24 protein-coding genes are annotated in these 21817 nt (G+C 70.7%); 13 read left to right on the forward strand and 11 right to left on the reverse strand.

The features are described 5' to 3' along the window. Positions 1 to 41 precede the first annotated feature (41 nt). On the reverse strand, positions 42 to 1367 hold the full coding sequence (locus JK359_RS07355) for an MDR family MFS transporter (protein ID WP_201833024.1): 1326 nt from the start codon (positions 1365 to 1367) through the stop codon (positions 42 to 44). Between the two features lie 177 nt (positions 1368 to 1544). On the opposite strand from JK359_RS07355, the gene JK359_RS07360 reads away from it, so the two are divergent. Continuing rightward, positions 1545 to 2306, forward strand: a complete 762-nt coding sequence (locus JK359_RS07360; RefSeq protein WP_201833026.1) for a phosphoglyceromutase — start codon at positions 1545 to 1547, stop codon at positions 2304 to 2306. Positions 2307 to 2422: 116 nt separating this feature from the next. Here JK359_RS07360 and JK359_RS07365 read toward each other — a convergent pair whose 3' ends face one another. The 6 genes from JK359_RS07365 to JK359_RS07390 all read right to left on the reverse strand — a co-directional run bounded on the left by JK359_RS07365 (position 2423) and on the right by JK359_RS07390 (position 7069). Further along, positions 2423 to 2635, reverse strand: a complete 213-nt coding sequence (locus tag JK359_RS07365) for a hypothetical protein (protein ID WP_201833028.1) — start codon at positions 2633 to 2635, stop codon at positions 2423 to 2425. A 187-nt stretch (positions 2636 to 2822) separates the two neighbouring features. Then, positions 2823 to 4295, reverse strand: a complete 1473-nt coding sequence (locus JK359_RS07370) for a sialidase family protein (RefSeq protein WP_201833029.1) — start codon at positions 4293 to 4295, stop codon at positions 2823 to 2825. A 736-nt stretch (positions 4296 to 5031) separates the two neighbouring features. Continuing rightward, on the reverse strand, positions 5032 to 5238 hold the full coding sequence (locus JK359_RS07375; RefSeq protein ID WP_201833031.1) for a hypothetical protein: 207 nt from the start codon (positions 5236 to 5238) through the stop codon (positions 5032 to 5034). 161 nt (positions 5239 to 5399) lie between these two features. Next, on the reverse strand, positions 5400 to 5675 hold the full coding sequence (locus tag JK359_RS07380; protein ID WP_201833033.1) for a hypothetical protein: 276 nt from the start codon (positions 5673 to 5675) through the stop codon (positions 5400 to 5402). 162 nt (positions 5676 to 5837) lie between these two features. Beyond that, positions 5838 to 6032, reverse strand: a complete 195-nt coding sequence (locus JK359_RS07385) for a hypothetical protein (RefSeq protein WP_201833035.1) — start codon at positions 6030 to 6032, stop codon at positions 5838 to 5840. Between the two features lie 653 nt (positions 6033 to 6685). After that, on the reverse strand, positions 6686 to 7069 hold the full coding sequence (locus JK359_RS07390) for a hypothetical protein (RefSeq protein WP_201833037.1): 384 nt from the start codon (positions 7067 to 7069) through the stop codon (positions 6686 to 6688). Between the two features lie 181 nt (positions 7070 to 7250). Between JK359_RS07390 and JK359_RS07395 the strand changes: the two genes are divergently transcribed. The 3 genes from JK359_RS07395 (at position 7251) to JK359_RS39800 (ending at position 9583) form a co-directional block, all read left to right on the forward strand. Next, complete coding sequence (locus JK359_RS07395; protein ID WP_236677459.1) at positions 7251 to 7595, forward strand: DUF4097 family beta strand repeat-containing protein; 345 nt, start codon at positions 7251 to 7253, stop codon at positions 7593 to 7595. A 521-nt stretch (positions 7596 to 8116) separates the two neighbouring features. Beyond that, complete coding sequence (locus tag JK359_RS07400; RefSeq protein WP_236677460.1) at positions 8117 to 8425, forward strand: hypothetical protein; 309 nt, start codon at positions 8117 to 8119, stop codon at positions 8423 to 8425. A gap of 336 nt (positions 8426 to 8761) precedes the next feature. Beyond that, positions 8762 to 9583: a GAF and ANTAR domain-containing protein gene (locus JK359_RS39800; protein ID WP_201833040.1), complete on the forward strand. Its 822-nt coding sequence runs from the start codon at positions 8762 to 8764 to the stop codon at positions 9581 to 9583. A 353-nt stretch (positions 9584 to 9936) separates the two neighbouring features. On the opposite strand, the gene JK359_RS07410 is transcribed toward JK359_RS39800, so the two are convergent. From JK359_RS07410 to phoU, 3 genes are all read right to left on the reverse strand, one after another. Beyond that, complete coding sequence (locus JK359_RS07410) at positions 9937 to 10185, reverse strand: SCO4226 family nickel-binding protein (protein ID WP_201833049.1); 249 nt, start codon at positions 10183 to 10185, stop codon at positions 9937 to 9939. Positions 10186 to 10411: 226 nt separating this feature from the next. Next, positions 10412 to 10567: a hypothetical protein gene (locus JK359_RS07415; protein ID WP_201833051.1), complete on the reverse strand. Its 156-nt coding sequence runs from the start codon at positions 10565 to 10567 to the stop codon at positions 10412 to 10414. 115 nt (positions 10568 to 10682) lie between these two features. Continuing rightward, positions 10683 to 11372 carry a phosphate signaling complex protein PhoU gene (gene phoU, locus JK359_RS07420; RefSeq protein ID WP_201833053.1) on the reverse strand — a complete coding sequence of 230 codons (690 nt, stop codon included), beginning with the start codon at positions 11370 to 11372 and terminating at the stop codon, positions 10683 to 10685. Positions 11373 to 11611: 239 nt separating this feature from the next. Here phoU and phoR point away from each other — a divergent pair, with 239 nt between their 5' ends. Both phoR and phoP read left to right on the forward strand, forming a co-directional pair. After that, positions 11612 to 12859, forward strand: coding sequence for a two-component system sensor histidine kinase PhoR (gene phoR, locus JK359_RS07425; RefSeq protein WP_201833055.1), 1248 nt, complete (start codon positions 11612 to 11614; stop codon positions 12857 to 12859). A gap of 5 nt (positions 12860 to 12864) precedes the next feature. Continuing rightward, positions 12865 to 13536: a two-component system response regulator PhoP gene (phoP, locus tag JK359_RS07430; RefSeq protein ID WP_466437636.1), complete on the forward strand. Its 672-nt coding sequence runs from the start codon at positions 12865 to 12867 to the stop codon at positions 13534 to 13536. A gap of 69 nt (positions 13537 to 13605) precedes the next feature. Here the strand turns inward: phoP and JK359_RS07435 are convergent, their stop codons facing one another. Further along, positions 13606 to 14286, reverse strand: a complete 681-nt coding sequence (locus JK359_RS07435) for a copper chaperone PCu(A)C domain-containing protein (RefSeq protein ID WP_201833057.1) — start codon at positions 14284 to 14286, stop codon at positions 13606 to 13608. 617 nt (positions 14287 to 14903) lie between these two features. On the opposite strand from JK359_RS07435, the gene JK359_RS07440 reads away from it, so the two are divergent. The 7 genes from JK359_RS07440 to JK359_RS07470 all read left to right on the forward strand — a co-directional run bounded on the left by JK359_RS07440 (position 14904) and on the right by JK359_RS07470 (position 21780). After that, the gene (locus JK359_RS07440; RefSeq protein ID WP_003953493.1) at positions 14904 to 15386 is read left to right on the forward strand and encodes a CarD family transcriptional regulator; all 483 of its coding nucleotides are present in this window, start codon (positions 14904 to 14906) and stop codon (positions 15384 to 15386) included. 342 nt (positions 15387 to 15728) lie between these two features. Beyond that, on the forward strand, positions 15729 to 16481 hold the full coding sequence (gene ispD, locus JK359_RS07445) for a 2-C-methyl-D-erythritol 4-phosphate cytidylyltransferase (protein WP_201833059.1): 753 nt from the start codon (positions 15729 to 15731) through the stop codon (positions 16479 to 16481). Beyond that, positions 16471 to 16971: a 2-C-methyl-D-erythritol 2,4-cyclodiphosphate synthase gene (gene ispF, locus JK359_RS07450; protein WP_201833071.1), complete on the forward strand. Its 501-nt coding sequence runs from the start codon at positions 16471 to 16473 to the stop codon at positions 16969 to 16971. The genes ispD and ispF overlap by 11 nt, the downstream gene beginning before the upstream one ends. A 93-nt stretch (positions 16972 to 17064) precedes the next feature. Further along, positions 17065 to 17469: a PPOX class F420-dependent oxidoreductase gene (locus JK359_RS07455; protein WP_201833073.1), complete on the forward strand. Its 405-nt coding sequence runs from the start codon at positions 17065 to 17067 to the stop codon at positions 17467 to 17469. A gap of 58 nt (positions 17470 to 17527) precedes the next feature. After that, positions 17528 to 18928, forward strand: coding sequence for a cysteine--tRNA ligase (gene cysS, locus JK359_RS07460; RefSeq protein WP_201833075.1), 1401 nt, complete (start codon positions 17528 to 17530; stop codon positions 18926 to 18928). A 99-nt stretch (positions 18929 to 19027) separates the two neighbouring features. Then, positions 19028 to 19969 carry a 23S rRNA (guanosine(2251)-2'-O)-methyltransferase RlmB gene (rlmB, locus tag JK359_RS07465; RefSeq protein ID WP_201833077.1) on the forward strand — a complete coding sequence of 314 codons (942 nt, stop codon included), beginning with the start codon at positions 19028 to 19030 and terminating at the stop codon, positions 19967 to 19969. 149 nt (positions 19970 to 20118) lie between these two features. After that, a complete protein-coding gene (locus tag JK359_RS07470; protein WP_201833085.1) occupies positions 20119 to 21780 on the forward strand; it encodes a DoxX family protein in 1662 nt (553 codons plus the stop codon). Positions 21781 to 21817: the final 37 nt, after the last annotated feature.

A 21817-nucleotide genomic window follows, 5' to 3' on the forward strand; every position in this document is an offset into this window, starting at 1 on the left:
ACCGCCTCTGGCCGCCCGTGCTCCGATCCGACCGGACCTCCTCAGGCTACTCGCGCACCTGCCCCCTGGTTCCCGGTGCCGGCCTCGGCGCCCGCTGGGGCCGCTGCGGCTGCGACTGCGGACGGTGCCGGTGCCGGCGCTGATGTGGTCGCCGGCGCCGGTGCGGGGCTCTCCTGGGGCAGGTGCCGCATGAGCACCAGGTAGCCGGCCCCGGCGACCGTGCCCACCGCCGCGCACATGCCCCACAGCCACTCCGCGCCGAACCGGTCGATGACCGCGCCGGACATCAGCGGGGCGATCAGCGCGGCGACGGACCAGGAGAGGCTGTGCATGCCCTGGTAGCGCCCGCGGCCGTGGACCGGGGAGAGACGGACGACGAGGCCGGCCTGGGTGGGGGCGTTGACGATCTCGGCCAGGGTCCACACGCACACGGTGACCATGAAGACGCCGACGGAGCCGGCGAAGGCGGTGAGCCCGAACCCGTACCCGGCGACCAGCGAGGAGACGACCATCAGGGTGCGCGGGTCGCGGTGCTCGACGAACCGTGTGACAGGGATCTGCAGGGCCACGATCAGGACGCCGTTGACGGCGATGATCAGGCCGTAGTCGGCGGGCGAGAAACCGGCCCGGCCCATGGCCACCGGCAGTCCGACCGAGCCCTGCTGGAAGATCAGGGCGACGAGGAAGGAGAGCCCGACGACGGCCATGTAGCGGCCGTCGCGCAGCACGGTGACGAGGCTGACGTCGGCCTCCGTCTGCTTGGCCGGGGCCGTGGGACGGGACTCGGGCAGCTTGGCGAAGACGACGATCGCGCAGGCCAGGGTCATCCCCGCCTCGATCAGGAAGCCGGCGCGGTAGCTGACCTCGGCGATGAAACCGGCGGCCGTGGAGGAGACCGCGAAGCCGAGGTTGATGGCCCAGTAGTTGAGCGAGAAGGCGCGTACCCGGTCCTCAGGGCGGACGATGTCGGCCATCATCGCCTGCACCGCCGGCCGGGAGGCGTTGGAGGCCATGCCGACGAGGAAGGCGACGGCGGCGATGGCGACCGGGTCGGTCATGAAGCCGAGCAGGGCGACGGAGGCGGCCGTGGCGGTCTGGGCGAGGAGCAGGGTCGGCCGCCTGCCGAACCGGTCGGCCATCACCCCGCCGGCCAGCGCGGAGACGACCCCGCCGAGCCCGTGCACGGAGGCGACGAGACCGGCGTACGAGGCGGAGTAACCGCGGTCGAGCGTGAGGTAGAGGGCCATGAACGTGGCCACGAAGGCGCCGAGCCGGTTGACCAGCGTGCTGGTCCACAGCCACCAGAACTCGCGGGGGAGACCGGAGACGGACTCCCGGACGGCGCGTCTCACACCGGCTGACGACATCGAGAATCCCCCGCGACTGTAAGTGGCCCTAATGGAGGGCACAACTTACCGAGGTGGTGTCCGACGCCGCCACTGGATTAACAGGACACGTCAAGTGAACGGCTGTGGGTGGGTGCGGCTGTCCCACGACCCGAGCGCCCGGCACGGCCCCGTAGGCCCTTAGGTAGGCTCGAAGCCATGGCCGACGCACCGTACAAGCTGATCCTCCTCCGCCACGGCGAGAGCGAGTGGAACGCGAAGAACCTGTTCACCGGCTGGGTGGACGTGAACCTGAACGAGAAGGGCGAGAAGGAGGCAGTCCGCGGTGGCGAGCTTCTGAAGGACGCCGATCTCCTTCCCGACGTGGTCCACACGTCCCTCCAGAAGCGTGCGATCCGCACCGCCCAGCTCGCGCTGGAGTCCGCGGACCGCCACTGGATCCCGGTCCACCGCTCCTGGCGCCTGAACGAGCGCCACTACGGTGCCCTGCAGGGCAAGGACAAGGCGGCGACGCTCGCGGAGTTCGGCGAGGAGCAGTTCATGCTCTGGCGCCGCTCGTACGACACCCCGCCGCCCCCGCTGTCGGACGACTCGGAGTTCTCGCAGGCCCACGACGCGCGCTACGCGACGATCCCGCCGGAGCTGCGCCCGAAGACGGAGTGCCTGAAGGACGTCGTCTTCCGCATGCTCCCGTACTGGTACGACGCCATCGTCCCCGACCTCCTGACCGGCCGCACGGTCCTGGTCGCAGCCCACGGCAACAGCCTGCGTGCCCTGGTCAAGCACCTCGACGGCATCTCCGACGCGGACATCGCGGGCCTGAACATCCCGACGGGCATCCCGCTCTACTACGAGCTGGACGCCGACTTCAAGCCGGTCACCCCCGGCGGCAAGTACCTCGACCCCGAGGCGGCCGCAGCGGCGATCGAGGCGGTCAAGAACCAGGGCAAGAAGAAGTAGCCTTCGTGATCATGCCCCTGATCTGTGCTTTCGGTCCGGATCGGGGGCATTTTCACGGCCTGGGACCTCGTTCGGGAGCGCCCCGCGGCGCGTCGCCGCGGGGCGCCTTGTGGGTTTTAGTCGACCTGCTCCCCGTCGTACGTGCCGCCCTTGCAGTAGTTGCCCGACTCGTTGATCGCGGGCGTTCCGCCGCCCTGCTTGCACTGGGACGGGGTGACGTAGGACGGGGCGCCCTGTGCGGTGGCGGAGGCGGTGGCGGCGCCTGTGAGGCCGAGTCCGGCGAGGGCTGCCGTGGTGATGACGGCGGCGAGGGTTCGTCGAATGCGCATGTGGTTCCCCTTTCACGGATTGCCTCGGTGGGGGCACTAGCCAGCCTGATCTTCACCCATGTGGGTGGCACGTCAGGTTGCGCCATTCGGGTGAAAAATTGCCGTCGGTCACGAGGCGGGACCGAGGCCTGCCCGAGGCCTGCCTGCAGCCGTCGGCGGTCGGGCCGGCCGACGGCGTCCGCGTCGGTCAGCCGGTGTGGAGAGTGCCGGTGTAGACGTCCGTACGGTTCTGGGGTGTGCCGGAGTTGGTCTCGGTGAGCACCGCCCGTACTCCCTTGCCGTCTGCCACCAGGCCCTGGTAATCGCCGAGGAAGTAGCCCCCGGCGAACGGTGCCTGCAGCCAGTCGAAGACCCGCGAGATCCGTCGTTCGGTCCGGAGCTTCGGGTTTCCGTGCCGCAGCGTGGCCAGCTGGTAGGCGGTGGGCAGGGTGGTGGTGTTGCCGGGCTCGAGGAAGCGCAGGTCGTAGTACGTGAGCGCGACCGTGCCCCGCTCGGTGACCGCGATCGACGGTGAGAAGGCCGGAACGCCCTTGGGGCTGATCAGCTCCGGGGGTCCCCAGGTGCGTCCGCCGTCGGTGGACCGCACGAGCTGGACGGAGTCGAACTTTCCACCGGAGAAGTCCGAGCCCTCGTAGGCCATGTACAGCGTGCCTGTCTCGGGGTCGACGGCCGGGCTCGGCAGTGTGGTCCCGTCGCGCAGCAGTTTGGTGGGATCGTTCGGGTCGACCTCCGGTACGGAGGTGTCCCGGGCCACCGTGACCGGGGCGCTCCAGGTCTCTCCGGCGTCGGTCGAGGTGACCACTTCGTAGCGGGCTTCGGTGACGGTGCTCAGGTCGTCGGCGTAGGTGATCCGGTCGAAGAAGTCGTACAGGGTGCCGGTGCACCGGTCGACGACGATCAGATGGCCGATCGTCTGGGTGTTGGGCACGGCGCTGGTCTCGACGAACGGGCGGGCCTTGCTCCAGGTGCGTCCGCCGTCGCGGGTGAGGGAGATGTAGCCGGGGCCGTCGAGGGAGCCGGGGCCGGGCGGGTCGTTGTCGAGGCGGTTCCAGACCTGGTAGGCGGTTCCCTTGCGGATCGGGTCGGCGGTGAGTGTGGGCTTGTCGTTGAAGAACGGCTGCTCGTCGACGTGCGTGGTGGTGAGGTTCTGCCAAGTGCGGCCGCCGTCGCGGGACGTGACTGCGAGGAGGGCGCTGCGCGTGCTCTTCGTGAAGTCGATGCCCTCCCCGCCGGCGTAGACCGTGCCGTCCGGTCCGGTGCTGACCCAGGGGTCGGAGGCCCGTTCGTAGTCCGCGCCGCCGGGGGCGCACAGGCTGAACGGCAGCGTGCTCCGGTGGAAGGTGCGGCCGTCCGTGGTCCAGCCGGCCGCCAGGCCCCGGGCACCGCCGTCGTTCCAGCGGTCCTGCTGGAACACGGTGACCACGCGCTTGGGGTCGCGCGGATCGACGGACAGGTACGGCTCGACCTCGGTGGCCGGGTAGACGACGCTGTCGGGGGACCTCGCTCCGATGGTGCAGTTCGCGTACGGGTCGCCGTGGGACACCTTGACCAGTGGTGTGCCCTCGGGGTCCCGTACGGCCGCGGCGGGAGTCGTGCCGGTGACCGTGACGAGCAGGAGCGCGGCGGTGGTGACGGCGGTCAGGGGCAGGAAGACGCGCATGCGGGATCTCCTCCGGGCCTGTCGGCCGGGGTACGGGACCGCCGTCTCGGGGCGGCCTGGGGCGCGGAGGCATACCGGAACGCGAGGGGTGGGGCGACTCCGCTTGGTCCTTTTCGGCGTTGCAGCCGGTGCCCTTGATGGGCCGAACGACGGAGTCGTCTGATGGGCCGAGCGGCGGAGTCGTCTGATGGGCCGAGCGGCGGAGTCGTCCGACGGCCGAAGGACGGAGTCGTCCGATGGCCGAAGGACGGAGTCACCCCGGGGCCGTCGAGGAGCACGGCGGAGCCGGCCGGCGGGTGCAACGTGCCGGTCGGCTCCTTGGTCGTGCTGTTATGGCGCCGTCTGGTAGGTCCCCGGAGAGGGCCGTGGACCGCGTGCCGGCCGGCGGTGCCGGCCTTGGCTCAGCCGGGCTGGAGCGGGATCGCGATCAAGCGCAGCCGGGAGATCCGAGTCAATACAGCCGGGAGATGCGAACGACCTCGCCGGTCACTGTGTGACGACATGGCCGAGGCCGTTCAGGACGGCGGCGAGCGTGGTGTTCAGGACGGCACGCAGTCTCGAAGCGGTGAGGGCCTCGGCTTCGAGACGGACCGCGGGTCGGCGTCCACCGTCGAGAGGGCCGCGGGTCGGCGTCCACCGTCGAGAGGGCCGCGGGGGCGAGAGGGCCGCGGAGGCGAGAGGGTCCACCGCGTCGGGTGCACCGGCCGGACCGGCTGCCCAGCCGTGCACGGACCGGTCAGGTGATCGCCTGCGAGGTCCCGTCCGGCAGCGCGCAGGTTTCGCCGGCGTAGGGGCGTGCAACGATCTGTCCGCCGGCGGCCGTGCAGTCGTCTCTGGAGATGTTCGGAGACGAGGCGGCCCCGGCGCTGACAGTGCCGACGGCGCTCACGCCGGCCAGGGTTGCCGCGGCCAGGGCGAGGCCCAGGATTCTTCGCATGCGCATGACTTCCTCCTCCTCTCAGGCGCCTTCGTTCGGCCTTCGGGAAGGACAAGTCTCAGGACGACGGCGCCCTCTTACTCAGCATGGGCGTTGCGCATGAGGCTCGCGAGGCGAGGCGAGGCGAGGCTGGGCGCCGTGCCGGGCGACTGCCCGGGCGCGGTCCTCTAACGCGGTTCGCCGGCCGCCGCCCGGCAGGCACCGGTCGCGGCACCGCCCGCCACTCCGGCCCCGGTCAGCCCGGTCACACAACCCTGCAGGTCCCCGACCACGCCACGGCTGCAGGCCGCTGTGACGGCGTCGGAAGCGGTGGCACCGGCCAGTTCGGCCATCTTCGTGCAGGCGGGGATGTCCGCCCGGGCCGTGGGAGCGGCGATGACCGCACCGCTGAGGGTGAGGGTCAGGCCGGTGAGGGCACCGGCGATACGGGTCGACGTGCGCATGGGAGCACCTGCCTTCCGGATCGGTCGCGCGGTCCTGGTCCCGGTGGGCCGGTGCCACGCCGTAAGAGGGCCCCGGACCGGATGAGACGCACTCGGACCTCCACTCGCGGGCCCCTCACTCCAGCGTCGCATCCTCTCCCCGGCCCGTCCTGGGCGGGCCCGTCACGCCTGGATACGGCGGACCCTCACGCGGACCGAGACCAGGAAGGCCGGCGGGAGGACGGTGAGCAGGTCGGCGCCCACGCGCATGGCGAGCGTCGCCCCTGCGATGCCGATGATTCCGAGGTGCAATTCACGTGGGACGAGGTCGATCCGCAGCCCGGGGCGTGGCACCATGGCTTTCTCCGTTGGTTGCATGTGTCCTCCTGTAAGAGCGGAAGAATGTGTGCCGACGGGGTGAGGGGTCGCCCATGCCAGTGAGCGGCCCTTCTTGCTTTCGCATGACGGCATGACGGACCTTAGCCGCCCAATGCATGCACCACAAATGTGCAGTTGAACGCCCCGGCGAGATCACAATGCACACCGAAAAGGGATTACGCAACGCCGTAGGACTCCCGGGGGCGGGTGGTTGCGGAGCCCTTCGGAAGCCGTGCCCGCCAAGTCACCAGGTATCCCAGCAGGTTGCGACTTCGGTTCCCAACTCTTTTCCTACCCGGCTTACAACGTCCGTTAGGGACGTCCGTTAGGAACGTCCGTTAGGAGTTCCAGTTAAGAACTTCGGGTTAAGAGCTTCGGGTTAAGAGCTTCGGGTTAGGAACATCGGTTTAGGAGCATCGGGTTAGAGACTTCGGTTAGTAGCGTCCGTTAGGGGCCTCGGTTTGAGGCCTCGGAGAATTGCTGGTCAAAGTCCGCGCGGGACCCCGTCAGCCTCCGGGGCGGACAGCAACTGCCGCGATTCTGGCATCCACCGCTGACAGCCCCGCCCACAGCCAGGGCGCTCGCTGACAACCACACCGGGGTCGGATTTCCGGGAGCGGTCGGGGGTCAATTGCAGTGGGCGTTGACACTCGCTACCAGATCCACATCCCGCCGCGGACGGAAGTCCGGCCGCTCTCGTCGACGCCGACCAGGTGGGCCGATTCGGGGCCCCCGCTTGAAGCGGAGTCCAGCGGGACGACGAAGCGGTGCTCCTCGAAGTGCAGCGCGAGAGTCCGATTCGGGACCAGTTCATGGCCGTCGACGGTCTTGCCGATGTAGCAGCGCATGAACTCCAGCGACCCCGGTGCGGGAAAGCGCCACGCGCGGCCCCCGTACACCCCCAAGGGGTCGCTCAAAGCCCGCAGAACCGGTCCGTCGAAGTGCAGCTCGACGTAGTCGCGCACGAAGGACACGGCGCTGACCTCCAAGCCCATGAGCAGCTGGAGCGGGTCCTCGGAGTCATGCGCGATGTTCACAGATCCATGCTGCCAGAAGCCTCCGGCCGCCCCATCGGTCCGGCCGACCCGCGATGCACGTCCGGCACTCAGGGGATCCCCCCTCCTGGTCCGGGGTTTTCCCCATCGTGGGCCGGACTGTGGCTGCGTATGGTCGAAGTGACTGATCGTCGCTCCAACTCGCTCCACCAGGGGGAACCCCATGCAGCGCCCGCGGACGCGCGTCCTTGCGACAGTGGTGGTGACGGGTCCCGTGAAGCTACGCACGTCCAACGGTGACGTCACCGTCGAGGACGCCCGAGGCGGCGCCATCGACGCCCGGACCTCGAACGGGGAGATGACGATCGACACGGCCGCCCCGCAGAACATCAAGGCCCGCACGACCAACGGCAACCTCACGGTGACGGCCCCGCCCGCGACTGACCGCATCTCAGCGGACGACTCCCAAGGCGACAAGGAAGTGGCCTTCAAGGACGACCCGTCGGGCAAGTACCGCCTGGACCTGTCGACGACGAACGGCGACCTGACCGTCGGACCGGGGGACTGAGCGCTCCCCCTTCGAAGGGGGGCACTGCCGTGACGAGCGACGCCTTCGGTGCCGACCTCAGTTCTTGCTCAGGACATCCGCGGAAGCGTCGCCTCCGGCGCGGCCCCGCCCTACGGTCACCGTGTCCGACCGTCCCCGTAGTGAGCCTGAGGAAGATGTCACCGGAGCCGATTCCTGCCGAGCAAGGTCACCCCTACCGCCGAGGAACCGGCCCCAACGGCGTGGGTCGGCATGTCAGGGCCGCTGCGACGCTCATGGCTGTCGCCGCGTTCACCGCGCTCGCCGCCGGCTGCGGCGGTCAAGGCAGCCACAGCAGCCACAGCAGCCACGACAGACACGGGAGCCACAACAGCCACAGCAGTCACGGCAGTCACAGCGAGTACACCACCGGTTCAGGGCACGCCGACCGCACGTCGTCCTCCTCCTCACCGTCATCCTCCTCCTCACCGTCAGCCGCATCCTCACCGTCATCCCCCTCCTCGTCGGTGGCCCCTCACGCAGCGCACATCTCCGGTGACTCCATGGCCGCCGCTCCGGCCCTGCCAGGCGGAAAGGTCGTCGCCGAGGCGGTGAACGTCGGCGGAAATCGGGAGATGGACATCGAGGGCGGGCTGAAGGCCGGGGCGTTGTCGGTTCTGGTGGACTGCCGGGGTGCGGGAAAGCTGACGGTCCGGGTCGAGCCCGTCGGGCTGAACTTCCCGATGACCTGCGCCGCCGGGGAGGTCAGCAGCGTCCATAACCAGGTGGAGGTGGGGCACCCCCGGCCCCGAGGAACGGTGAGCGTGACGGCGTCCTCCGGTGTGCGCTGGGCCATCACCGTCGGACAGTGATGCTCCGAGAACGCTCCGGGACCATCGGTCGAAAAGACAAGACCGAAGTACGCCGGTGACCGAGCCACCTCCCGAGCCGTCAGCGATCGAGTCCCCGACGCCGGTGACCTGGTGCGCGAGGGCGATGAGCGAGTCCGCAACCGCGTTGGTGAGCCCGCCCGGCCGGCCGGCGGCGGAGTCGTGAGGGCGGCGGGGCAACCGTTCGTTTCGGTCGCGTACTTTCCCCGCACGGGGAACTCGGTAGGCGGAACGGGGCTGTGCTGTCCGGGCGGGCCGGGGGCCGGCGGGACACTGGTGGACCAAGTCGGATGAGCGTGTGCCGCGGGGGTGGTGCGGATGCGACCCGAGGAGTTCGGGGCGTCGGCCGGCCGTGGCGGGTCGCCGGACGCCGAGACGCGTCTGCGGGCCACCGAGGCGCTCGCCTCCGCCGCCCGCGGTGCCGAGGGTCCGCGAGCGGTCCCCGGTGCGCTGTGCCAGGCATGCGTGCGGCTGCTGCCGGTCGCCGGCTCCTCGGTCTCCATCTCCGGCGGCAAGGGCGTCCGGGTCATCTGGTGCGCCAGCGACCGGGTGGCCGCGAGACTCGCGGAGCTGCAGTACACCGTGGGTGACGGCCCCTGCCAGACCGCTCTCGACCACGGCGCCCCCGTCATCGCGGCCGACCTCACCCGCGGCCCCGACGCCCGCCGCTGGCCGATCTTCGCGCACGAGGCGGTGGGGCTCGGTGTCCGCGCCGTGTTCTCGTTGCCGCTCGGCGTCAACGGCGCCGCGATCGGCACCCTCGACCTGTACAGCGAAGAGGTGGGCGGGCTGGCCGAGCCGGACCTGCGGACCGCGCAGTGGGTGCGGGACGCGATCACCTGCTCGCTGATGGAACTCCAGGCCGCCGAGCACGGGCGTACCGATGAGGACGCGGAGAACGAGGTGGCGTTCTGGGTGGCGGCTTCCGAGGCCGACCACACCGAGGTCTACCAGGCGGTCGGCATGGTGATGGTGCAGCTGGACGTGGATCCCGAGCAGGCCCTGGACCGGCTCCGGGCCCGGGCGTACTCGCACGGCCGGACCGTCAGCCAGGTGGCCCGGGAGGTCCTCGCCCGCCGGCTGAGCTTCCGCCCGGAGGGGCACGGCGGTGATCCGGGCGTCCTCCCCGACGGAGCCTAGGAAGCTCCGTCGGGGGAGGAGGGGCGGGAGACCGGTGAGGCACACGGCCCGCGGCGAGGCCGCCCGCAAGCGCGTTCGGGTCGTCGTAGACGGCGTCGTCACCGCGCCGTTCTTCGACGGGACGACCACGATGCACAGCGCGCCGGCGAAACTGCGCCGTTCTTCGACGGGACGACCACGATGCACAGCGCGCCGGCGAAACCGCGCCGTTCTTCGACGGGACGACCACGATGCACAGCGCGCCGGCGAAACTGCACCGGCGCGCACGGGCGCCCAGAGGGGCGCGCTGTGCCGGCGGGCGCAGGCGTCCAGGGGAGAGCGCAGTGGCGCGCGGGCGTCCGGAGCCGGTGCGCTCAGGCCTCCAGCGTCACCTGGTGCACCTCGTCGGCGCGGTGTCCCGCGCGTTCGTGGATGCGCTGGACGGCGTCTGCCGAGGGGGCCTCGGAGAGGCAGTAGACGATGCCGGACTCGGGATCGGCCCACGCGTGCTCGAAGTGCACGTTCTCGTCCTTCTCGATGGCGAGGTCGGCCCGGTGCGCCTCCATCAGCTGATCGGCCGTGAGGCCCTTCATCCCGCGGTGTACGTCCATGAACTTCGGCATGGCCTCAACACCTCCTTCCCCTTCCCACTGCACACGTCCATGCTGCGCCCGCCACCCGGGACAGGCATCCGGTGCGCGTCGGTGCGCCACCCGGGACAGGCATCCGGTGCGCGTCGGTGCGCCACCCGTTACGGCATCGGGTAGGGCCCCCGGTACGGAACCGGGTACGCCCGGGTACGGCGAAGGGCCGGTGCGGAACTCTTCCGCACCGGCCCCCGGTCGTCGATCAGCCGCACTGGCAGGGGTTGCCCGACTGGCACCCGCAGCTGCATCCCGAGCCGCAGCCACAGGCGCCGAACAGCGGAAGGCTCCTGGTCTCGGCGGGCTGCTCGGTGTCGCGCTCCTGCGTGGGGTCGGGCGTGGTGCCGGGGGATTCGGCCATGGTCCCTCCTAGACGCTGGGCAGGGCTGCCCTCGCCCATTTCATGCCCGTTCTGCCGGGCGCATCAACGGCGCACGGAGGCGCCCGGCCGAAAGCCCCTGGCTCCCCCGGACGGGTTACGCGCCCTCGACCCCGGTCACCGGCTGGATGTCCTGCTGCAGCTCGTCCGCGTGCTCACCGGTGACCAGGTAGACCACGCGCTTGGCGACGGCCACGGCGTGGTCGGCGTACCGCTCGTAGTACCGGCCCAGCAGGGTGACGTCCACGGCCGTCTCGATGCCGTGCTTCCAGCGCTCGTCGATCAGGTGCTGGAAGAGGGTGCGGTGCAGCTGGTCCATCTCGTCGTCGTCCTGCTCCAGCTGGAGCGCGAGGTCGACGTCCTTCGTGATGATCACCTCGGCGGCCTTCGCCATCAGGCGCTGGGCGAGCTGGCCCATCTCCAGGATGGTGGCGTGCAGGTCCTGCGGGACCGCGCGCGCCGGGAAGCGCAGCCGGGCCAGCTTCGCCACGTGCTGGGCGAGGTCGCCGGAGCGCTCCAGGTCGGCGGACATGCGCAGCGAGGTGACGACTATCCGCAGATCCGTCGCCACCGGCTGCTGGCGGGCCAGCAGGGCTATCGCCCGGGCCTCCAGGTCGTGCTGGAGTTCGTCGACCTTCTGGTCGGCCTCGATCACGCTCTCGGCCAGCTTCAGGTCGGAGTCGAGGATGGCGGTCGTGGCGCGCCCGATCGCCGACCCGACCAGCCGGGCCATCTCCACCAGTCCGTCGCCGATCGAGTCCAGTTCCTCGTGGTACGCGTCCCGCATCAGGTTTCCCTCTCGTGCGTCATCGTTCGGGGGGTTCCGGGGGCCGTCATCTCACGCGTGCGCCCCGTGGCGAAACCGGCGGTACGAACCCCACGCTTCCAACGTGTGCCCCGTACGCGTCTGTTTCCGCCACCCCAAATGAACCAGTACTGGCTCCAAGGTGAACTCTGGGCGACGAGTGTTCGAGGTCGCACCTCGACGGCTGTGGTCATGTCGTACCGCATGCCTAACCTGGATGCATGGACGTGAACGCGGCGGTCGCCGCAGCGGCAGCGATCGCCGGGGTGCTCACCGGTGTCATCGCCATGCTGGCGTTCCGCTGGAGCGAACGCGACCAGAAGCGACCCACCAGGACTTCCTTGCACACCGATCCCGTACTCCCGCCCGGCGTGGACACCGTGCTGTCGGTGCTGCGCTCCTCCGCTGTCGTCCTCGACGAGGCCGACGCCGTGGTGAAGGCCAGCTCCGCCGCCTATGCCCTCGGGCTGGTCCGCGGCGGCAAGCTCGCCGTCGAGCCGATGCTCCAGATGGCCCGCGACACCCGCAGAGACGGGGAGATACGCCAGGTCGAGCTGGATCTGCCGCGGCGCGGCACCGGGCGGGGCGAGGCGCTCGCCGTCTCCGCCCGCGTGGCCCCGCTCGGCTCCCGTCTGGTCCTGCTGCTGGTCGAGGACCTGACGGAGGCCCGCCGGATCGAGGCGGTCCGACGCGACTTCGTCGCGAACGTGAGCCACGAGCTGAAGACCCCGGTCGGCGCACTCTCCCTGCTCTCGGAGGCCGTCATGGACGCCTCAGACGATCCCGAGGCCGTACAGCGCTTCGCGGGCCGGATGCAGATCGAGGCGACCCGGCTGACCAACCTGGTCCAGGAACTGATCGATCTTTCGCGGGTGCAGAACGACGACCCGCTGGAGGACGCCGAGCCCGTCCGCGTGGACGAGCTGGTCGCCGAGGCCATCGACCGCTGCCGCCACCAGGCGGGCGCGAAGCAGATCACGATGGCCGCGGGCGGCACCGCGGACCTGCACGTCTGGGGCAACCGCGGGCAGCTGGCCGCAGCCCTCGGCAACCTGGTCGAGAACGCCGTCAACTACTCCCCGGCCCGCACCCGTGTCGGCATAGCCGCCCGCCGGGTGTCCGCGTCCGGCGGCGACATGATCGAGCTGGCCGTGACGGACCAGGGCATCGGCATCTCGGAGAAGGACAAGGAGCGCATCTTCGAGCGCTTCTACCGCGTCGACCCGGCCCGCTCCCGGGCCACCGGTGGCACCGGTCTGGGCCTCGCGATCGTCAAGCACGTGGTCGCCTCGCACGGCGGGGAGGTCACGGTCTGGAGTGCCGAAGGCCAGGGCTCCACCTTCACCCTCCGGCTGCCGGAGGCGGGCGCGGCCCGCGACCGCGCCGGGCAGCACCCCGGCCTCGACGAGGCCGGCCCCATCGAGTCATCCCCGTACGAACCGCTTCCCGCCCCGGAGGTCCTTCCGTGACCCGAGTGCTCGTCGTCGAGGACGAGGAGTCCTTCTCCGACGCCCTGTCGTACATGCTCCGCAAGGAGGGCTTCGAAGTCGCCGTGGCGGCGACCGGCCCCGACGGCCTGGACGAGTTCGAGCGCAACGGCGCCGACCTGGTCCTCCTCGACCTCATGCTGCCCGGCCTGCCCGGCACCGAGGTCTGCCGCCAGCTGCGCGGCCGCTCCAACGTCCCCGTGATCATGGTGACCGCGAAGGACAGCGAGATCGACAAGGTCGTCGGTCTCGAAATAGGAGCCGATGACTACGTCACCAAGCCGTTCTCCTCGCGCGAGCTGGTCGCCCGCATCCGCGCGGTGCTGCGCCGCCGCGGCGAGCCGGAAGAGGTCACCCCGGCCGCCCTGGAGGCCGGTCCGGTCCGCATGGACGTCGACCGCCACGTGGTCACGGTCGCCGGCTCCAAGGTCGACCTGCCCCTCAAGGAGTTCGACCTCCTGGAGATGCTCCTGCGCAACGCGGGCCGCGTCCTGACCCGCATGCAGCTCATCGACCGCGTCTGGGGCGCCGACTACGTGGGCGACACCAAGACCCTCGACGTCCACGTCAAGCGGCTGCGCGCCAAGATCGAGCCGGACCCGGGCGCGCCGCGGTACCTGGTGACGGTGCGCGGCCTGGGCTACAAGTTCGAGCCGTAAACCGCGGTCCGTCGTACGGCGAAGGGCGGCACCCCGTGCGGGGTGCCGCCCTTCGTGCGTGTGACCGGGTCAGTGGCCGGCGGCCGACTGGGAGGCCGAGTCGCCGGGGGTGACGGCCGAGCCGCTGGGGGAGCCGGACGGGCTGTTCTTGCCGCCCTTCTCCGGCTTGCCGCTGCTCGAGGCGGTGGCGCTGCCGGAGGCCGTGGCGCCCGGGGCGCCGGAGGCCGGCGCGGACGGGATCTGCGACGGGCCCCACTCGTCGAAGTAGCTCGTGGCCGGGACCACGAAGGCGAGCAGGCTCACCTTGCCGGTCTTGCTCAAGGTGAAGGTGACCTTCTGGGCGTTGCCGTCCTGCACGGCCTCACGGCCGCTGGGCAGCACCGCGGAGGCGTTGCCCTTGCCGCCGATGACGAGCGAGCCGCCCGCCGGGACGGTCAGGCTCTGTCCCTTGGCGGCCTTCAGCTCGGCGGCGGTACCGCTGCCGTCCAGGGTGACCGACTGGAGGGTCTGCTCGGTGCGGCCGCTGTTGAACAGGGTCGCGGAGACCACCGCGGGACCCGTCGACTTCAGGTCGGGCTGGGTGATGACCACGGCGTTCTGGACCTTGATGTCACCGACGCTGGTCGCCGCGTTGTCCGGCTTGATCTCCAGGGTCTGTGCATTGTTGCCGGCGCCACAGGCGGCGAGCGAGGCGATCGAGAAGACGATGGCGGAGGCGGCGAGGGCGCCGCGTCGAAGGCTGCTGCTCACGGCGGCGGCAACTCCTTGAACGCGCGGGCGGCTCCCCTTATAAAGCCACCCTAAGTGTCTGTCAGCGGCCTTAGGTTACCGAGCCGTTCCGACGCCACTGCACCCGACCCTCCCCCAGGGCCCGGCCTTCCCTCCAGGTGGGGGTACCCCACGGGGCCTCAAGTGACTCCACGGTCACATTGCGGGTCCGCTCGTCCGTCATTCACATAACGCGACGGTGAGCCCCTCTCGACGGCACTCGCAAAATTTCCGTGAAGGAATGCGTGAACAGCCGGATATTGATCACCGGACCACCCTCCCGGCCGCCGTTGATCAATTCCGGATTCGTCTCGCATCCGTCCCGAGTCACCGAACGGAGTAGCGGAAGTCGTACGCTTGGAACCGGACAAATCGGGACGTTCGGCCGCTCGAGGTGGCCTTCCGGGGCCTGTGACGTACGTGTTTCGTCGCGCCCGGACAGCCCCTCCGACCTGCGAATACCCGCTTCCGCAGGCTCGCCGCAGCACGTTCCGGTTGCTGTTGTCAAGCCCCGAGATATGCCCTGACCTGCGAAAACGCCATTCAGAAGACGCCGTATCCGTGTTACCCTGGATAGCCACGGAAGGGGTACCTGTCACATGACGTTCAAGGTTGGCGACACCGTGGTCTATCCCCATCACGGGGCCGCGCTGATCGAGGCCATCGAAACTCGCCAGATCAAAGGCGTGGACAAGACCTACTTGGTGCTGAAGGTCGCCCAGGGTGACCTGACGGTACGTGTGCCAGCGGACAATGCGGAGTTCGTCGGCGTGCGTGATGTGGTCGGTCAGGACGGGCTGGACCGGGTCTTCGAGGTGCTGCGCGCGCCGTACGCCGAGGAGCCCACGAACTGGTCGCGTCGTTACAAGGCAAACCTGGAGAAGCTCGCCTCCGGCGATGTCATCAAGGTCGCGGAAGTCGTGCGTGACCTGTGGCGTCGTGAGCGCGAGCGCGGTCTCTCCGCGGGCGAGAAGCGCATGCTCGCCAAGGCCCGCCAGATCCTGGTGAGCGAGCTGGCTCTCGCCGAGAACACCAACGAGGACAAGGCCGAGGCCCTGCTCGACGAGGTGCTCGCCTCCTGACGCGCAGCGGCAGCGAACCTTCGCTTCCGGCACGCTCAGCACAGTAAATGCCGTGGTGCCCGATGACAGACATTGTCGCCGGGCGCTGCGGCATGTTCGTCCCCGCATGCTCGTCCCGGCATGTTCGACCGGGGCGTGTTCGTCCCGGGGAAATCCCCGCGCCGGCACGGGACGCCGGAAAGCCCCCCGTACCCCTTCGAGGAAACCCCCCGATACTTGATGTGCCGGGCCCGGGCTGATGGCTCGACCAGGGTCACGGAAAGGGTCCGGTCAAGGCGTCGCGCCCGGCACTCCTCCAGGCCATACCCACGTAGGTCGAGCACACAAACCTGACAGGAACCGATGTCTGACGAATCGCGCCCCCAGCCCGCGCAGACCCCCGTCGCCGCCGTGATTCCCGCCGCCGGACGGGGCGTGCGTCTCGGCCCGGGCGCCCCCAAGGCGCTCCGCACGCTGAACGGCACTCCCATGCTGATCCACGCGGTCCGGGCCCTCGCCGCATCCCGCCACGTCTCCCTGGTGGTCGTCGTGGCCCCGCCGGACGGCGCCGCCGAGGTCAAGTCCCTGCTCGACGCGCACGCGCTGCCCGACCGCACGGACTTCCTGGTCGTCCCCGGCGGGGAGACCCGGCAGGAGTCGGTCAGGCTCGGCCTGGACGCGCTGCCGCCCGAACACGGGATCGTCCTGGTCCACGACGCGGCCCGGCCGCTCGTCCCGGTCGACACCGTCGACGCGGTCATCGAGGCCGTACGCGACGGCGCCCCCGCCGTCGTGCCCGCGCTGCCGCTCGCGGACACCGTCAAGGAGGTCGAGCCCGCAGCCGTGACCGGCGAGCCCGAGCCGGTCGTCGCCACACCCGAGCGGGCCCGGCTGCGCGCCGTGCAGACCCCGCAGGGCTTCGACCGCGCGACCCTGGTCCGCGCCCACGAGACCGTCACCGGCGACGTCACCGACGACGCGAGCATGGTGGAGCGGCTGGGACAGGCGGTCGTGGCCGTCCCCGGTCACGAGGAGGCCTTCAAGGTCACCCGTCCGCTCGACCTGGTACTCGCCGAGGCGGTCCTGGCCCGCAGGAGGCTCAACGATGGCTTCTGAGTTCCCCTACCCGCTGCCCCGGGTCGGCATCGGCACCGACATCCACGCCTTCGAGGAGGGCCGCGAGCTGTGGTGCGCGGGCCTGAAGTGGGACGGTGAGGGCCCCGGCCTGGCCGGCCACTCCGATGCGGACGTCGTCGCCCACGCGGCCTGCAACGCGCTGTTCTCCGCCGCGGGCCTCGGTGATCTCGGACAGCACTTCGGTACCGGCCGCCCCGAGTGGTCCGGTGCCTCCGGGGTCACCCTGCTCACCGAGGCCGCCCGGATCGTGCGCGAGGCCGGCTTCACCGTCGGCAACATCGCCGTCCAGGTGGTCGGGCCCCGCCCGAAGATCGGCAAGCGCCGCGACGAGGCCCAGAAGATCCTCTCGGAGGCGGCCGGCGCGCCCGTCTCGGTCTCCGGTGCGACGACCGACGGCCTCGGCTTCCCGGGCCGCGACGAGGGCTTGATGGCGATCGCGACGGCACTGGTGGTGCGGTCTGCGGGCTGAGGGGCGGCATTTCGCGGTTCGGATGCGGATACACCAGGAGCGTGCGAGGGTACGCGGAGAGTGATCGCTGGTCCCGCTCTCCGGAGGTATTCCATGTCCGCGGCCCTGTCCGACGACCTCAAGTCCCTGCTCGACACCCCGGTGTTCATCATCGTCGGCACCGTCCAGCCCGACGGCAGCCCGCAGCTGTCCCCGGTCTGGGTGAAGCGGGACGGCGACGACATCCTCTTCTCCACGACGGTCGGCCGGCAAAAGGAGAAGAACCTGCGCCGCGATCCCCGCGTGACGGTCCTCGTCCAGCCCGCCGACGCGCCCTACACGTACGCCGAGATCCGCGGCACCGCCGAGGTGACGACCGAGGGCGGCCAGGACCTCATCGACGAGCTGAGCCTGAAGTACACGGGCAAGAAGTACGCGGACTTCAACCCGGCGTCGAAGGACGACGCCGAGCGGGTCGTCGTACGGATCTCGGCGCGCAAGGTGGTCGGCTCGCTCTGAGGCGGGCAACCTTGCCGGTGGGCGCATGGCACTGCCCGGCGCCCACTACCCTGGAGTGGTGACTATTCGCCTGTACGACACCAGCGCCCGGCAGATCCGTGACTTCACCCCGCTCAAGCCGGGTTGCGTCTCGATCTACCTCTGTGGCGCCACCGTGCAGGCCGCGCCCCACATCGGCCACATCCGCTCGGGCCTCAACTTCGACATCATGCGCCGCTGGTTCGAGTACCGCGGCTATCAGGTGACGTTCGTCCGCAACGTCACCGACATCGACGACAAGATCATCGCCAAGAGCCACGAGCAGAACCGCCCGTGGTGGTCGATCGGGTACGAGAACGAGCGCGCCTTCAACGACGGCTACACCGCCCTCGGCTGCCTCCCGCCCACGTACGAGCCCCGCGCCACCGGCCACATCACCGAGATGGTCGAGATGATGCAGGGCCTCATCGAGCGCGGGCACGCCTACGCGGCCGACGGCAACGTCTACTTCGACGTGCGCTCCTTCCCGCAGTACCTGGAGCTGTCGCGGCAGGAGCTGGACAACCTGCGCCAGCCGTCCGGCGAGGGCGAGACCGGCAAGCGGGACGCACGCGACTTCGCCATGTGGAAGTCCGCCAAGCCCGGCGAGCCCACCTGGCCCACCCCATGGGGCCCCGGCCGCCCCGGCTGGCACCTTGAGTGCTCGGCGATGGCCCACAAGTACCTGGGCTCCGCCTTCGACATCCACGGCGGCGGCCTCGACCTGATCTTCCCGCACCACGAGAACGAGATCGCCCAGGCCAAGGCCTACGGCGACGACTTCGCCCGGTACTGGGTGCACAACGCCTGGGTCACCATGGCCGGCGACAAGATGTCCAAGTCGCTCGGCAACAGCGTCCTGGTCACCGACATGGTCAAACGGTGGCGGCCGATCGTGCTCCGGTACTACCTGGGCACACCGCACTACCGCTCGATGATCGAGTACAGCGAGGAGTCGCTGCGCGAGGCCGAGTCCGCGTTCGCGCGGATCGAGGGCTTCGTGCAGCGCGTCACCGAGCTGGTCGGGGAGACCGTCGAGCCGGCCGCCGACGTCCCGCCCGCCTTCGCCGAGGCGATGGACGACGACCTGGGCGTCCCGGGGGCCCTCGCCGTCGTGCACACCACCGTCCGGCAGGGCAACAGCGCCCTCGCCGCCGACGACAAGGAAGCCGCCGTCGCCCGGCTCGCCGAGGTCCGGGCCATGCTCGGTGTCCTCGGCCTCGACCCGCTCGACCCGCACTGGGCCGGCGAGACCGACCGCGGCGAGGACCTCCACGGCGTGGTCGACAGCCTGGTCCGGCTCGTCCTCGAGCAGCGCGAGTCCGCCCGCGCCCGCAAGGACTGGGGCACCGCCGACGCCATCCGCGACCAGCTGGCCCAGGCCGGCCTGGTCATCGAGGACAGCCCGCAGGGACCGCGCTGGAGCCTCGGCTCACGCTGAGACCGTCGTCGGTCCGGTGATCGATTGTGCCGCCCGGACCTCCGGGCGGCACACTGCATAGACGTACACATCCGAACGCATCACAGAGACAGGTAGGTCATGGCCGCGAACAACCGTCGCATGTCCGGCAAGAAGGGCGCGCAGGTCGGCAGTGGCGGCCAGCGGCGCAAGGGCCTGGAGGGCAAGGGCCCGACCCCGCCCGCCGAGATGCGCAAGGGACACAAGAAGAACCGCATCGCCACCGCCAAGGCGAAGCAGGCCGTGCGCCGCCCGGCGGTCCGCGGCCGGGGCGGCAAGTCCGCCTCCGAGCTGGTCGTCGGCCGCAACCCGGTCGTCGAGGCGCTCCGCGAGGGCGTTCCCGCCTCGACCCTCTACGTCCAGCAGTTCATCGACAACGACGAGCGCGTCCGCGAGGCCCTCCAGCTCGCCGGTGAGCGCGGCGGCATCAACCTGATGGAGGCCCCGCGCCCCGAACTGGACCGCATGACGAACGGCCTCAACCACCAGGGCCTGGTCCTGCAGGTCCCGCCGTACGAGTACGCCCACCCCGAGGACCTGCTCGACGGGGCCGCCGACGAGGGCGAGGACCCGCTGGTCGTCGCCCTGGACGGGGTCACCGACCCGCGCAACCTCGGCGCGGTCGTCCGCTCGGTCTCGGCCTTCGGCGGCCACGGCGTGGTCGTCCCCGAGCGCCGCTCGGCCGGCATGACCGCCGGCGCCTGGAAGACCTCCGCCGGTACGGCCGCCCGCACCCCGGTGGCCCGCGCCACCAACCTCACCCGGATGCTGGAGTCCTACAAGAAGGCCGGCGTCACGGTGGTCGGCCTGGCTGCGGACGGCGAGGTCGAACTCGGCGACCTGGAGGCACTGGCAGGGCCGGTCGTCATCGTGGTCGGCAGCGAGGGCAAGGGACTGTCCCGGCTGGTCGGCGAGACCTGCGACTTCCGGGTCCGGATCCCGATGCCCGGCGGCGCGGAATCGCTGAACGCGGGCGTCGCGGCAGGCATCGTCCTCTACGAGGCAGCCCGCAGGCGGAGCTGAACAGGACCCGGGCAGGCCTGAACACCTGTCTGGAAGTGCACCCTTGCGGGTTAATTCAGGCGTCCGTATGGCGCTCCGGGCGGCTTTGACGGGGTCCGGACACATCCGCCCGGTCAAAGCAGTGTCCTAACGCCACATCACTCGGTTAGATGAGTGTGGACACCAGAACACCCCGCACACCCACGGGGGACCGCTCGTCGGGATTCGACGACGCTCCCGCGCTGAGCATGGTGAAGGTGCCGAGCGATCCGGCGCAGGTCATCGTCAATCACGCCAGCTTCCGCGTGCAACTGGGCACGTCGGCGAAGCGCACCCAATCCCCGCGGATCGCCCGGCATCTGAGCGTCGGCCAGGAGACCGCCCGGATGCCCGTCGTGGGCACGGCGGGCCGGGCGGGCACCACCGGCCGCCGCCGCCCCGTCGTGTGGAGCGGCAAGTCCGCCCCCGACGACACCGGAGCGCACCGGCTCCTCCAGGCCGTGCGGGGCAGCAGCGTGCGCCACGCCGACGAGGCCGAGGCCGGCGCCACCCAGGTCATCCCACGCGTCCATACGGGCTACGCCGACACCTACGACGAACTCGACCAGACCGTCGAGACCCCCGTCGTCGGCCACCAGCGCACCGCCCCCGACGCCGACGGCACCCGCCTCCTGCCGCACATGCGCACGGCGACCGGCGCCTACGACGCACCGGTCTACCCGGACGCCGGCCACGAGCCGTACGACGGCTACCCGGACCCGGCCGACACCGACGAGGACGGCCCGCGCCCCGCCAGACGCCACGGAGACGACCCGGCCCGGCACGCGTACTACCCCGGTCGCCGGCTGAACCTCGGCGTCGTCCTCCTCCCGCTGCGCATCTTCCTCGGCTTCATCTCCATCTACGCCGGCATGGGCAAGCTCTGCGACCCCGTCTACTTCGACGGCGGCAAGCGCGGCTCGATGGTCACCTGGCTCAACACGCTCCACCCCTGGGACGTCGCCGAGCCACTGCGCCAGTTCGCCCTCCAGCACCCCGTCGGCTCCGGCCTGGTCATCGCCTTCCTCCAGGTGGTCGTCGGCGTCCTGACCATCCTCGGCTGCTGGCAGCGCGTGGCCGCGGTCATCGGCGTCCTGCTCTCCGCCGCCCTGATCGTCACCGTCAGCTGGAAGACCGTCCCCGCCTACGACGCCCCCGACATCATCTATCTCGCCGCCTGGTCCCCGCTGATCATCGCCGGCGCCCCCGTCTACTCCATCGACGGCCGCCTCGCGGGCAGCGCCTGGCGCAGGCTCGGACCCCGCTCCGACATCTGGGAACTGCGCCGCTTCGTTCTGCGCCGCGGCGCCCTGATCACGGCGATCACCGTCGGCCTGACCCTCCTCATCGGCTCGCTGCTGGGCGGCGCGGTGCGCGACTCCAGCCGCGTGGTCGTCCCCGGCCCCGGCGAGGCCCCGCGCAACCAGCTCCCCGGCTCCCCGTTCCCCCAGGAACCGGGCAAGCGGCACAAGAAGGCCCCGGCGGCCTCCGCCTCCCCGACGGACGGCGCCACGGCCGGCGCGGTGCCCTCGGGGGCTGCGACGACACCGGGTGCCGGCCAGAGCACCGGCGCCGCAGTCTCGACGCCCAGCCAGACCCAGGGCACTACGGGCCAGGTCCCGCCCCGCCAGACCTCCCCCACCACGGGCGGCGCCCCCAGCACGACCGCGGGACCGACCAGCACGGGCGGCACCAGCACCTCCGGCGGCTCCACGTCGACCGGCGGCACCGGCACCTCCGGCGGCACGTCCTCCACAGGCCAGCCGGGCCTGGTAGGCGGCCTCCTGGGCTGACCCCCAGACACACAAGGCCCCGCACCTCCCCAGGTGC

The sequence above is a fragment of the Streptomyces actinomycinicus genome (assembly GCF_016741775.1).
Lineage (GTDB): Bacteria > Actinomycetota > Actinomycetes > Streptomycetales > Streptomycetaceae > Streptomyces > Streptomyces actinomycinicus.